Origin of the sequence: Massilia phyllosphaerae, assembly GCF_034659755.1 — a bacterium.
GTDB classification, from domain to species: domain Bacteria; phylum Pseudomonadota; class Gammaproteobacteria; order Burkholderiales; family Burkholderiaceae_D; genus Telluria; species Telluria phyllosphaerae.
Genome location: NZ_JAXSQX010000003.1, coordinates 699,841 through 712,774 on the forward strand (window position 1 = coordinate 699,841; position 12,934 = coordinate 712,774).

Here is a 12,934-nt window from a genome sequence, read left to right on the forward strand (position 1 = left end):
GCCATCATTCTAGGCGAAATCGCGGATCGGTGACGCTCAGCCGCAGGGCTGGATCGAAAATGCGGGCGTGGTGCCAGCCCATGTAAAATGGGCCATTGCCCTGCCTTATCGAGCACATGTTGAAACCAAGTTCCCAGCGCCGCCTTGCGCGCGCCAAGTTCGCCCTTCCCAGTTTCGTGACCCTGCTGTCGATCGCCTGCGGCTTCGGCAGCATCGTCATCTCCGTCGACAATGCCCCGGTCGGCGATCCCGGCGATTACCGCCTGGCCGCCATCCTGCTGGTGCTGGCCGGCGTGTTCGATGCCCTCGACGGCTTCGTGGCGCGCGCCACCAACACCCAGTCCAACTTCGGCGTGCAGCTCGATTCGATCGCCGACGTGATGAATTTCGGCTGCGCCCCCGGGCTGCTGCTGTACTGCTACGGCTTCGCGCAGATGAGCGCCGCCCACCCGACCCTGGTGCGCATGGGCGGCCTGGCCTGCTTCGTGTTCGTCGCCTGCGGTGCGCTGCGCCTGGCACGCTTCAACGTCATGGTCGGCAAGACCGATCCGCGCTACTTCGTCGGCATGCCGATCACGGCCGGCGCCGCCTGCGTGGCGGCGGTGGTGGTGGCCTGGCCGGATCCGGCGTACTCGATGGCCCAGGCCTTCATGGTGATGGCGCTGATGGTGGCGGTGGGTACGCTGATGGTGTCGACGGTGCGCTTCCCGAGTTCCAAGCAACCGAAGTCGAAGGCGGTGTTCATCGCACTTGGGGTGTGCGTGCTGCTGCTGGTGCTGTTGCAGACGCGCTTCTTTGCGCTGTTCTTCGTGTTTTATATCAGCGCGACGCTGCTGCTGAACATCGCGTGGAAGGGCGGCTGGACCGGCATCGCGCCGCCGCGCGTGTACGACGACGAGCCGGCCTGAACGTTACGGCATGTAGCGCGTCATGCGAATTTGTCGAACAGCGCCGCCAGATGGGCGGCGCTTTGTTTTGCCTCGTCGAGGTCGGCGGCATTGCCGGTGTGGGTCACGATACTGGCCGTCAGCAGCTGCACGAACGAGCGGTCCAGCGCCTTGCGCGCCGCCGCCATCTGCTGGGCCACGGCGTCGCAGTCGGACGGCGCGTCGGCCAGCGCGACCAGTTTCTGGATGCCGCGCAGCTGGCCTTCCACGCGCGCCAGGCGGTTGAGCAGATCCTTTTTCTGCTGCGCGCTCAGGGCGCGCCCCTCGACGATCTTCAGCGGCTCGCCCATAGCGGTCCCGTCACGCCACTTCGTGGCCGCGCGCCGCGCGCAGGATTGCGAACCAGTCCTGGCGTGCCAGCTGGAAGCCGGCGCCGGCCACCGCCACCTTGATCGCCTCGATGCGGCCGGACCCGGTCAGCGGAATCGGCCGCGACGGCAGCTGCATGATCCAGGCAAAGACCACGCTGGCGAAGGGCTGGTGCAGGCGGTCGGCGATGTCCTTGATCACCAGGCGCAGGTTTTCCGCGTTGGCGTCGTTGGCGGTGAACAGGCGGCCGCCGCCCAGCGGCGACCAGATCATTGGCGCGATGCCGAGGTCCTGCAGGCCGTCGAAAGTCTCGTCGAACATCGGCGCCACGTGCAGCGGCGAGAATTCGACCTGGTTGGTGGCCAGTTCGATGCGGCGGTTCAGCACCTCGAACTGGTGGCGGCTGAAATTCGACACGCCGAAGTGCAGCACCTTGCCGGCCTGTTTTAGGCGCGTGAAGGCGTCGGCGATCTCGTCGAAGTCCATCAGCGGGTCCGGACGGTGGATCAGCAGCAGGTCGAGGTGGTCGGTGTGCAGCTGGCGCAGCGATTCCTCGGCGGACGCGATGATGTGGGCGGCCGTGGTGTCGTAGTGCTGGATGCCGTGTTGAGGACGCTTATTCGACAGCAGCTTGATGCCGCATTTGCTGACCAGCTGCATGCGCGCGCGCAGCGAAGGCTGGGCGCGCAGCGCTTCGCCGAACAGGCTCTCGACGCCGTAGTTGCCGTAAATGTCGGCATGGTCGAACGAGGTCACGCCCAGCGCCAGGCACTGCTCGATGAAGGCGATGCGCTGCTCCACCGTCATGTTCCACTCCACCATGCGCCACATGCCGGCGACGACGCGGGACAGTTCGAGGCCGCCCGGACGGGTGGCGATGCGCGGGCAGGACAGGTCGCGGGGGAGGGCGTGGGTCATCGGGCTTCCTTTAGTTAGTTGAGTAAATTATAGCTGGAGCAACACCAACAAAGTCCCGCTCGATAAAAAAGTAGGGTGGGCTCTCCGAGCCCACGCGTACGCTTGCATAACGCCAGCTTCCGCGTGGGCACGAGGTGCCCACCCTACGTAATCCGTGCTACGCCCGAATTACTTCATCCAGAGCCGCATCGAATCCCAGGTCTTGCCAAAGATGCTCGCTTCCGGCACCTCTTCCAGCGACACCACCGGCAGCGCCAGCAGCGGCTTGCCGTCGACCACCATCTTCAGCGTGCCGACGCGGCTGTTGCGTGCCAGCGGCGCGACCAGCGGGTCCTTGCGCTCCAGCACAGGCTTCATCTTCTGCGCCACGCCCTTCGGCACGGTCACCAGCACGTCGTTGAGGAAGCCGATCTTCACCTTCGATTGCGATCCCTTCCAGATTTCCGGCGTCTGGATGGCCTGGCCCTTCGAGTACAGCTTGACGGTGTCGAAGTTCTGGAAGCCCCAGTTCAGCAGCTTCTGGCTTTCGGCGGTGCGCAGCCCGTCCGAGGTGGCGCCGGACAGCACCGAGATCAGGCGGCGCTCGCCGGAGGTACCGTTCGGGCGGTGGGCAGAGGCGATCATCGAGAAGCCCGAGGCTTCGGTGTGGCCGGTCTTCATGCCGTCCACGGTCGGGTCGATCCACAGCAGGCGGTTGCGGTTCTGCTGCTTGATCTTGTTATAGGTGAATTCCTTGACCGAGTCGATCTTGTAGAACTCGGGGAAGTCCTTGATCACGTGCGAGGCCAGGATCGACAGGTCGCGCGCGGTCGAGAAGTTGTCCGGGCTGGGCAGGCCGTGCGGGTTGGCGAAGCGGGTGTTCTTCATGCCCATGCGCTGCGCCTGCTCGTTCATCAGGTGCACGAAGGTGGCTTCGTCGCCGGCGACCGCCTCGGCCAGCGCCACCGCCGCGTCGTTGCCCGACTGGACCATCAGGCCGTACAGCAGGTCGTTGATCTTGACCGGGGTGGCCGGGTCGATGAACATCTTCGAGCTGCTGCCATCGACTTTCCAGGCGCGCACCGAGACGTTGACCATCTGGTCCAGCGTGATCTTCTTGTCGCGGATCGCGCCGAACACGACGTAGGCGGTCATGACCTTGGTCAGCGAGGCCGGTTCAATGCGCATGTCCGCATCCTGCGACGCGATGATCTGGCCGCTGGTGGCGTCCAGCAGCGTCCACGAGCGGGCGGCGATTTGCGGGGCCGGCACTTGCTGTGCGTGGGCGGCGGACATCAGGAGGACGCTGGCGGCGAGGGCCGCGATTAACTTTTTCATGGGGAGCAAACGAGAAGATCAGTCGGGGAAGCGGGCAATGTCTTTACCGGAAGTTTCCGAAAGACATTGCCTGAAAATAAGACCGGCTTATTATAGGCCAGTGATCGGCTCAAATGTCACGGCGCCACAGTTGTGCGACAAGATTTTTAATGTGGACCAGCTTGCGATGGAAGAAGTGGTCGGCGCCCGGGATCACGGTGACGGGGATGTCGAGCGGGCGTGCCCAGTCGAATACCTGGGTGAGCGTGATCGTATCGTCAAGCTCACCGTGGATCAGGATGGTATCCGGCGGCACCGGCGGCATCGGCCACTTGCCGGCGGCGGTCCCGACCAGCACCAGGCGCTCGGCCGGGCGGCCCTGGGCTTCCAGCCGCTGCTGCAGCTGGGCCTGGACGAAGGTGCCGAACGAGAAGCCGCTCAAGGTGAACGGCAGGCCCGGGTATTCCTTCAGCATGTGCTCGAGCATGACTTCCATGTCGTCGACCTCGCCGCGGCCGTCGTCATACGTGCCCTCGGACTCGCCGACGCTGCGGAAATTGAAGCGCGCCGTCGCGTAGCCGAGGCCGACGAAGGTGCGTGCCAGCGTCTGCGCCACCTTGTTGTCCATGGTGCCGCCGTACAGCGGGTGCGGGTGCGCCACCAGGGCGATGCCGCGCGGCTGCCCTTCCGGCTCGTCCAGCAGGCATTCCATCTTGCCGGCGTGGCCGGTCAGGTAAAACTTGTGCGAATTCTTGTTCATGGTCTGCCGGCTCGCGTCAGATCTTGAGGCGCTCGACGACCTCGCCCTTGACGATGTGGCGGTCGATGATCTCGTCGATATCCGAATTGTCGACGTAGGTGTACCAGGTGCCCTGCGGGTAGACCACGATGACCGGGCCTTCCTCGCAGCGGTCCATGCAGCCGCCTTTGTTGATGCGCACCTTGCCGGGGGCGCTCAGGCCAAGTGCCTTGATGCGCGACTTGGCGTGCTTCTGCGCTTCCAGGGCGCCGTGCTTGCCGCAGCTGTCGCGGCAATCCTTGCCTTCGCGTTCATTCATGCAGAAGAACACGTGGTGTTCGTAGAAAGGTTTGTCGTTGGTGTCCATGGGAGTATCCATTCGATTGCTGGTATCGATCATATGATACGCGCAACTCACTGACGGTTCAGGCGATGCGAGGGCAGCAGCAGGAACCAGAGCGCAAAAATCGGCCACGCCATGCCCAGGAACTGGGCCGCGCCGTTGAAATTCAGGAATTTACCCTGCTGCCAGGCCTGGATCGTGGAGACGAAATACGGGTTGGCCGGGATCGTGTTCACCACGATCAGCGACAGCACCAGCGTCACCACCGCCAGGCGGCGCTGCGCCACCTGCGGCGCAAAGGCGAGGCCGGCCAGCATGATCAGGCCGATCAGGAAGCCGCCCTCGGCGCCCGGGGTGAGCCACAGGAAGGCATTGTCGGGCGCGAAGAACAGCGAGCTGGCCAGCGTCTTGACGACCACGCCGGCCGCCAGCAGCGCCAGGATCAGCAGCATGCGCGGGGCGCCGCGCCGGGTCAGGCACATCAGGGTCAGTGCGGCGCCGGTCATGCCGCAGGCGGTGATGATGGTCTCGGACAGCCAGTACTGTTCGACCGACATGATGGAGTCGCCGCGCAGCAGGGTCACCAGGTCGATGTCGGTGTCGAGCCAGTCGGACAGCCATTCCGACAGCAGCGGCAGCACCTGGCCGTTGCCGAACAAATAACCCTGCGGGTAGACCTGGGCCAGCGGCCACAGCGCCACCAGCACCAGGCCCTGGCTGGCATAGGGCGAGAACCAGCGCCGCCGCAGGCGGTACAGGCGGCTCTCGTCGAGCAGCATCCTGGCGAAATAGGCGCCGACGAAGGCGCCCGCCAGGCAGCCGCCGGCATTGGTCAGCAGGTCGAGGTTCGAGGGCACGCGGCTGGGCAGGTAGTTCTGCACGGTTTCCATGGTGCCCGATACCAGCAGGCCGGCGACGGCGGTCAGCAGCACCGCCCAGATGCCACGCACCGCCGGGTACATGGACAGCACGAACAGCACGCCGAGCGGCATGTAGCCGACGATGTTGACCATGACGTCGAAGCCGGTCCAGTAGCGCTGCGGCTGCAGGTTCAGGAAGGTGAACGGCGACAGCCCGCTGCTGCGCCATCCCGAGAACGGGAACCAGCTGGCGTACACGATCAACAGCAGGTAGGCCAGCAGGGCCGCGCGTGCCACCGGCGAGGCGCGCGGCCCGGCGTCGTCTTCCGTCGCGGTCATCGGCGTTGCAGGTTCAGCGTGCCGAGCCAGCCGGTGATGTCGGCTGCGATGGCGTCGGTGCTGGCGGCCAGCGCGCGGGCGCCGCCGGCGGCGTCAGGCGTCGCGGCCGGGGTGGTGCGGACGAAATGCTTCTGGTCGACCAGGGTGTGGCCCTGGAACAGCGATGCGCGCACCGCCACCACGCCCTGGCTCTGGGTGGCGCTCGAAAAGTCGTGCACGAAGTCGTCGACGTCGACGCGCAGGATCGGCACGCCCAGCGACGCGTCGGACTCGGACAGCACCTTGGCGCCGGCCTGGCCCATGCGGGTTTTCAGGCGCTGGGTCATCATCTGCAGCGGATTCGCGGTCCAGCGGCTGTTGGCGTAGGTACGGGCCTGCAGCGCATCGGCGTAGCTCAGGCGGTAGAACATGCGCTCGCTGTCCAGCGCGCTGGAGCCGGTGACGTCGGTCACCACCAGTGCCCCGAAGTTGACGAAGGAGTTGATGCCTCCGGCGCTGGCTCCCGCCGCTTGCGCGGCCGGAGCCAGTGCCGGGCCGAAGTCGAACTGGGTGGTCGGCTGGCCCTTGTTCGAGGCGCAGCCGGACAGGGACAGCACGAAGACGAGGACGGCGGCGCAGGCGGCCAGGTTATGCGTTTTGTGTTCGGTCGGATGCAGGGTCACTGGTTGCCTCATCTTCATTTGGTCGGGGGCACGAAGCCGGGTTCGCCGGGGCCGGGTGTCGCGGTCGGGGCGCCGAACAGGATGCTCTGCGGGCGGTCGCCGAGGTTGGTCACGGTGCGGCGCACGGCGCGCAGCGAGGTCTTGGCTTCGTCGGTCATCTCGACCACGTGCGGCAGCGTGTGCAGCTCGAGATCGGCCGTCACGCCGCCGAGCGACTCGATGGCGGCGCTGGCGCGTTCCACCGGGCCGCCCGGCGCCTGCAGGCCGGTGGCCAGGCGGTCGTAGTTCTGCACGGTGCGGTTGGCGCTGGCGGCCAGGTCGTTCACCGAACCCATGGTCTGGTCGAGCTTGTTGGTGATGGCGGGCAGGCGCGCCAGGGCTGGCTGCAGCTGCTTCGGAATGTCGCCGTAGGCTTCGGCCGCCTTGCTGATGTGGTCGATGGCGCCGGTCAGCTTGTCCTGGTTCTCGGTGCTGAGGATGTTGTTCAGGCCATCGGTGATGCGTTCGGTCTTTTCCAGGATCGCCAGGCCGCGCTTTTCCAGCTGGTCGAGCAGGCCGGCGCGCAGCGGGATGCGCTGCACGTGCTGCGGGTCGCTGGCCAATAACGGCGAGCCGGTGCGGTCGTCGTCGAGCTGGATGAAGGCGATGCCGGTGACGCCCTGGTAGCCGAGCGAGGCGAAGGTGGTGGTGGTGACCGGCGCGCCTTCCTCGATCGACAGCTTGATCAGGATCTGGCCGGTCACGCGCGGGTCGAAGATGATGTCGTCGACACGCCCGATCTCGAGGCCGCGGTAGCGCACCGTCGCCTGCGGGTTCAGGCCGGGGATGGTCTGGGTGGTGACGATCTCGTAGGGATGGACTTCGGTGCGGTCGCGGTTCAGCCACAGGCCGACCAGGATGGCGGCCACCAGCAGGGCCACCGTGAAGAAGCCGGTCATCAGGGCGTACGATCTGTTTTCCATGTCAGTCTTCCGTATCCTTTCGCGCATAGCGTTCTTCGAGCACTTCCAGCGCCCGCTGGCCGCGGGGGCCGAGGAAAAATTGTTTGATGAAGGGATGCTGGACCCGCAGCACGTCGCAGGCCGGGCCGACCGCGAGCACGTGCTTCTCGGCCAGCACCGCGATGCGCGACGACAGTGCGAACAGGCTGTCGAGGTCGTGGGTCACCATCACCACGGTCAGTTTCAGCTCGCTGTGCAGGGTCTGGATCAGTTCGACGAAGGTGTCGGACAGGTCGGGGTCGAGGCCGGCCGTGGGCTCATCGAGGAACAGCAGCTGCGGCTCGAGCGCCAGCGCGCGTGCCAGGGCCGCACGCTTGATCATGCCGCCGGACAGGTCGGCCGGCATCTTGTTGATGTCGCCCGCGCCGAGCCCCACCATGTCCATCTTGAGCAGGACCGCATCGCGGATCACGGCTTCGGGCAGCGATTTCAGTTCGCGCAGCGGCAGGGCGATGTTGTCGAACACCGTCAGCGCCGAATACAGCGCACCCTGCTGGAACAGCATGCCCCAGTGGTTGCGCATGCGCTGCAGCTGCGCCGGGCTGGCGCTGCTGACGTCCTCGCCGAACACCTTGACGGTGCCGCTGCTGGGACGTTCCAGGCCCAGCATCTGGCGCAGCAGGACGGTCTTGCCGGTGCCGGAGCCGCCGACGATGGACAGGATCTCGCCCGCGTAAATATCCAGGTTCAGGTCTTGGTGCACCACGGTGCGGCCGAAGCGCGTCCACAGGTTGCGGATCTCGACCACCGGCGGGCCGACGTCTTCGTCGGGCCGGGCGTTCAATCGTTGCGGCGGGCGTTGCTTGACTTTGTCCATCAGCCGAACCCCACGCTGGAGAAGACGATCGCGAACACGGCGTTGGCCATGATGACGACGGTGATCGCGGTGACGACCGCGGTGGTGGTGCCGCGTCCCAGGCTTTCGGTATTCGGCTTGATGCGCAGGCCGAAGTGGCAGGACACCAGCGCGATCAGGGTGCCGAATACCACCCCCTTGCCGAGACCGATCCCGTAATTCACGATCGGCACGGCGGAAGGCAGCTTCTGCACGAAGTAGCGCAGCGACAGGCCCAGCTCGAACTTGGCCGCCAGCATGCCGCCCAGCAGGGCCATGGCATCGGTCCAGACCACCAGCAGCGGCATTGCCACGGCGAGGGCCAGGATCTTCGGCATGATCAGGCGGTAGCCGTGCGAGATGCCCATCACCAGCATCGCATCGAGTTCCTCGGTCACCCGCATCACGCCCAGCTGGGCGGTGATCGAGGAGCCGGAGCGGCCCGCCACCAGGATCGCGGCCAGCAGCGGGCCGAGTTCGCGGATGACGGCCATGCCGAGGATATTAACCAGGAAGATGTCGCCGCCGAACATGCGCAGCTGCTGCGCCGACAGGTAGGAGAGCACGATCCCGATCAGGAAGCCGACCAGCGCGGTGATGCCGAGCGCCTGGAAGCCGGAATGGTAGATGTTGGCCGAGATCTCGCGCCAGGGGCCGGTGACCGGATGGCGGATGAAGCGGAACAGGTCCTGCACCACCTGGCCGATCAGCAGGATCACGCTTTTCAGGTGTTCGAACAGCGACAGCACGCTGGCGCCCAGGGCGATGATCCACCCCAGGGGACTGGAGCGGGTGCGCGGGTAGGCGAGGTGGCTGGCGTCCTCGAGGCGGGCGAAAATTTCTTCCTGGCGCGGATCGAGGGTCAGGCGGTTGGGCCGGCGCTTGCCCCAGGCGGTCCAGAACATCTGGGCGCCGATGTGGTCCAGGCTGTTGATTTCAGAGAGGTCCCACACCAGCTGCGGCTGGTCCTTGAGTGCGCCGAGCATCTTGTTGATGCCCTTGAGGGCGCCGCGATCGCTCAGCGCGTGCACCTGCCATACGCCGCGCGCCACCACGGATTGCTCCTTGGTGGACTCTGGATGTTCGATGGTTAATGTTGGCGCATTTTCAATCCGCATTGCGGCAGTGTAAAAGAGATTCGGGATGACTGCCACCGGGGTGGTGCTAGCGTGCTCAGGCCGCGAGGTGGCGGACCTGGCGCTCGGGTGCCGCGGCCGGCTTTTGCTTGTCCTTGTTGTCAGCTTTGTCGGCAGCCTTGTCGACTTTGCCGGCATAGTCGCTGGCCAGCAGGGCGGCCGCGTCCAGCTGGGTCATGCCTTGCAGCTGCAGCCATTCCTGTACCAGCTTCGCCAGGCGCTCGAGGGCGATGCGGTGGGTGGCATCCGTGCGGGTGTAGATCCAGTCCGCAAAGGCCATGAAGTTGGCGAAGGGAGCGTCACCGAGCATGGCCTTGACCGTGTGCGCGAAGCGGCCCGAGTTCGCCACCAGGTCCCAGTAGCGGGCAAAGCGCACCAGGCGCTGCATGGTGCCGAAGTCGATGCGGTCGGTCGCCAGCACCGTATAGGGCGGGTAAGGATCGAACACCATCTTGTAAGGCACGGTATGGCGGATGATCGGCGTGCCGCGCAGGCGCTTGAGAATGCCGAACTGGATTTCGTGCGGATTCAGCGCGACCAGCTTGTCGAAGCCGGCGGCAAAGCTGTCGACGTCTTCACCCGGCAGGCCGGCGATCAGGTCGACGTGCAGGTGGGCGTGCGAGTGCTCGGTCAGCCAGCGGATGTTGTCGGCCGCCTTGGCATTGTCCTGGCGCCGGCTCACCAGGGCCTGCACCTCCGGATTGAAGCTCTGGATGCCGATCTCGAACTGCAGGGCGCCCGGCGGGAACTGGGCGATGGTGCTCTTCAGCGCATCCGGCAGGTGGTCGGGGACCAGCTCGAAGTGGGCATAGACCGGATCGTCCGGGTGGGCCGCCAGCTTGTCGAGGAAGAACTGCATGATCTTCAGGCTGGTCTTGACGTTCAGGTTGAAGGTGCGGTCGACGAACTTGAACAGGCGTGCGCCGCGCTGGTAGAGGCTTTCCATCTCGGCCAGGAAGTTCTCCAGGCCAAAGGGCCAGGCCGTCTTGTCCAGCGAAGACAGGCAGAACTCGCACTTGAACGGGCAGCCGCGCGAGGCTTCCACGTAGATCGTGCGGTGGGCAATGTCTTCCTTACTATATAGAGAGTAGGGCAGGGCGATGTCGGCCATCGGCGGCTGGACGCCGGCGTGGACTTTCATCAGCGGTTTTGGACCGTTGATGATCTCGCCGCACAGCTTGGGGAAGGTGATGTCGCCCCAGCCGGTGACGACGTAGTCGGCCAGGCGCACGATCTCCTGTTCGCCGGTCTCGTACGAGACCTCGGGGCCGCCCAGGACCACCGTCACCTCGGGTGCCACACGCTTGAGCATGGCGACTACCCTGGCGGTCTCCTCGACATTCCATATATAGACACCGAAACCGACGATGCGCGGCTTTTTGTTGAGAAGGCGTTCCACCACTTCGGTGGTCTTCGCACCGATGACGAATTCCATCAGCGCCGTCTGTTCCTGTAGCGCACCCATATTGGCCAGCAGGTAACGCAGGCCGAGCGAAGCGTGGGCATAGCGTGCATTGAGGGTGGAGAGCAGGATGGTCATGGCGGGCTTGGGGGCGTCGGCAAAAGCAAATCGGGCATTGTACGCGTGGGCAGGGCTCTTGCAGCGTTCTCCCGGCTTTGCTATCATGTTTTCCCTTGTCGCAAACGACGGCTTCCAGAGTCATCGAAGCTGCTTGTAACGAGGATCGTGTTTAAAAGATACGAAGCAAAAAAGAAGTTGACGAATTAAGCTGAGCACTGCATAATCTCGCTTCTCTGCTGCTGACAAACAAAACGATTTGTCGCTAGTAGCAAGGCAGTACCGAATAAGTTCTTTAAAAATTAACAGTCGATAAGTGTGGGCGTTTGATGAAGGTGCCAACAGTCGCGTAAGCGCTGTTGATTACTTAAATTATCAAATGTTCACAAAAGTATTAAGCGTTGTCCCGGCAATGGGATGACGGTCAGTATCTTGAGTGAGCGACTCGGTAGCAATACCGATGGCAGCAATGCCAACAAACAGAGATTAAACTGAAGAGTTTGATCCTGGCTCAGATTGAACGCTGGCGGCATGCTTTACACATGCAAGTCGAACGGCAGCGCGGGGCAACCTGGCGGCGAGTGGCGAACGGGTGAGTAATATATCGGAACGTACCCAAGAGTGGGGGATAACGTAGCGAAAGTTACGCTAATACCGCATACGATCTATGGATGAAAGTGGGGGATCGCAAGACCTCATGCTCCTGGAGCGGCCGATATCTGATTAGCTAGTTGGTGAGGTAAAGGCTCACCAAGGCGACGATCAGTAGCTGGTCTGAGAGGACGACCAGCCACACTGGAACTGAGACACGGTCCAGACTCCTACGGGAGGCAGCAGTGGGGAATTTTGGACAATGGGCGCAAGCCTGATCCAGCAATGCCGCGTGAGTGAAGAAGGCCTTCGGGTTGTAAAGCTCTTTTGTCAGGGAAGAAACGGTTGAGGCTAATATCCTCGGCTAATGACGGTACCTGAAGAATAAGCACCGGCTAACTACGTGCCAGCAGCCGCGGTAATACGTAGGGTGCAAGCGTTAATCGGAATTACTGGGCGTAAAGCGTGCGCAGGCGGTTTTGTAAGTCTGTCGTGAAAGCCCCGGGCTCAACCTGGGAATTGCGATGGAGACTGCAAGGCTTGAATCTGGCAGAGGGGGGTAGAATTCCACGTGTAGCAGTGAAATGCGTAGAGATGTGGAGGAACACCGATGGCGAAGGCAGCCCCCTGGGTCAAGATTGACGCTCATGCACGAAAGCGTGGGGAGCAAACAGGATTAGATACCCTGGTAGTCCACGCCCTAAACGATGTCTACTAGTTGTCGGGTCTTAATTGACTTGGTAACGCAGCTAACGCGTGAAGTAGACCGCCTGGGGAGTACGGTCGCAAGATTAAAACTCAAAGGAATTGACGGGGACCCGCACAAGCGGTGGATGATGTGGATTAATTCGATGCAACGCGAAAAACCTTACCTACCCTTGACATGTCAGGAATCCTCGAGAGATTGAGGAGTGCTCGAAAGAGAACCTGAACACAGGTGCTGCATGGCTGTCGTCAGCTCGTGTCGTGAGATGTTGGGTTAAGTCCCGCAACGAGCGCAACCCTTGTCATTAGTTGCTACGAAAGGGCACTCTAATGAGACTGCCGGTGACAAACCGGAGGAAGGTGGGGATGACGTCAAGTCCTCATGGCCCTTATGGGTAGGGCTTCACACGTCATACAATGGTACATACAGAGGGCCGCCAACCCGCGAGGGGGAGCTAATCCCAGAAAGTGTATCGTAGTCCGGATCGCAGTCTGCAACTCGACTGCGTGAAGTTGGAATCGCTAGTAATCGCGGATCAGCATGCCGCGGTGAATACGTTCCCGGGTCTTGTACACACCGCCCGTCACACCATGGGAGCGGGTTTTACCAGAAGTAGGTAGCTTAACCGCAAGGAGGGCGCTTACCACGGTAGGATTCGTGACTGGGGTGAAGTCGTAACAAGGTAGCCGTATCGGAAGGTGCGGCTGGATCACCTCCTTTCTAGAGTAGCACC

12 protein-coding genes and 1 rRNA gene are annotated in these 12,934 nt (G+C 63.4%); 2 read left to right on the forward strand and 11 right to left on the reverse strand.

Annotated features, from left to right (window positions below):
• Positions 1-116: 116 nt before the first annotated feature.
• Positions 117-908, forward strand: coding sequence for a CDP-diacylglycerol--serine O-phosphatidyltransferase (gene pssA / locus U1H99_RS15735; protein WP_323142653.1), 792 nt, complete (start codon positions 117-119; stop codon positions 906-908).
• Between the two features lie 20 nt (positions 909-928).
• Here the strand turns inward: pssA and U1H99_RS15740 are convergent, their stop codons facing one another.
• The 11 genes from U1H99_RS15740 to U1H99_RS15790 form a co-directional block, all read right to left on the reverse strand.
• Entirely contained in the window at positions 929-1,237 is a 309-nt protein-coding gene (locus tag U1H99_RS15740; RefSeq protein WP_323142654.1) for a metal-sensitive transcriptional regulator, read from the reverse strand.
• 10 nt (positions 1,238-1,247) lie between these two features.
• Positions 1,248-2,174: an aldo/keto reductase gene (locus U1H99_RS15745; protein ID WP_323142655.1), complete on the reverse strand. Its 927-nt coding sequence runs from the start codon at positions 2,172-2,174 to the stop codon at positions 1,248-1,250.
• 168 nt (positions 2,175-2,342) lie between these two features.
• A complete protein-coding gene (locus U1H99_RS15750) occupies positions 2,343-3,491 on the reverse strand; it encodes a D-alanyl-D-alanine carboxypeptidase family protein (protein ID WP_323142656.1) in 1,149 nt (382 codons plus the stop codon).
• A gap of 109 nt (positions 3,492-3,600) precedes the next feature.
• Positions 3,601-4,230 (reverse strand): alpha/beta hydrolase, encoded by a 630-nt coding sequence (locus U1H99_RS15755; RefSeq protein WP_323142657.1) that lies wholly within the window; start codon positions 4,228-4,230, stop codon positions 3,601-3,603.
• 16 nt (positions 4,231-4,246) lie between these two features.
• Positions 4,247-4,576: a (2Fe-2S) ferredoxin domain-containing protein gene (locus tag U1H99_RS15760; protein WP_141837017.1), complete on the reverse strand. Its 330-nt coding sequence runs from the start codon at positions 4,574-4,576 to the stop codon at positions 4,247-4,249.
• Positions 4,577-4,623: 47 nt separating this feature from the next.
• Positions 4,624-5,751 carry a VanZ family protein gene (locus tag U1H99_RS15765; RefSeq protein ID WP_323142658.1) on the reverse strand — a complete coding sequence of 376 codons (1,128 nt, stop codon included), beginning with the start codon at positions 5,749-5,751 and terminating at the stop codon, positions 4,624-4,626.
• Positions 5,748-6,425, reverse strand: a complete 678-nt coding sequence (locus U1H99_RS15770; protein ID WP_323142659.1) for an ABC-type transport auxiliary lipoprotein family protein — start codon at positions 6,423-6,425, stop codon at positions 5,748-5,750. Before U1H99_RS15770 ends, U1H99_RS15765 begins: the two co-directional genes overlap by 4 nt.
• 2 nt (positions 6,426-6,427) lie before the next feature.
• Complete coding sequence (locus U1H99_RS15775; RefSeq protein WP_323142660.1) at positions 6,428-7,375, reverse strand: MlaD family protein; 948 nt, start codon at positions 7,373-7,375, stop codon at positions 6,428-6,430.
• Between the two features lies 1 nt (position 7,376).
• The gene (locus U1H99_RS15780; RefSeq protein WP_323142661.1) at positions 7,377-8,231 is read right to left on the reverse strand and encodes an ABC transporter ATP-binding protein; all 855 of its coding nucleotides are present in this window, start codon (positions 8,229-8,231) and stop codon (positions 7,377-7,379) included.
• Positions 8,231-9,367, reverse strand: a complete 1,137-nt coding sequence (locus U1H99_RS15785; RefSeq protein WP_323142662.1) for an MlaE family ABC transporter permease — start codon at positions 9,365-9,367, stop codon at positions 8,231-8,233. The genes U1H99_RS15780 and U1H99_RS15785 overlap by 1 nt, the downstream gene beginning before the upstream one ends.
• Positions 9,368-9,422: 55 nt before the next feature.
• Entirely contained in the window at positions 9,423-10,925 is a 1,503-nt protein-coding gene (locus U1H99_RS15790) for a B12-binding domain-containing radical SAM protein (protein WP_323142663.1), read from the reverse strand.
• 467 nt (positions 10,926-11,392) lie between these two features.
• On the opposite strand from U1H99_RS15790, the gene U1H99_RS15795 reads away from it, so the two are divergent.
• Positions 11,393-12,921 (forward strand): 16S ribosomal RNA (locus U1H99_RS15795).
• Positions 12,922-12,934: the final 13 nt, after the last annotated feature.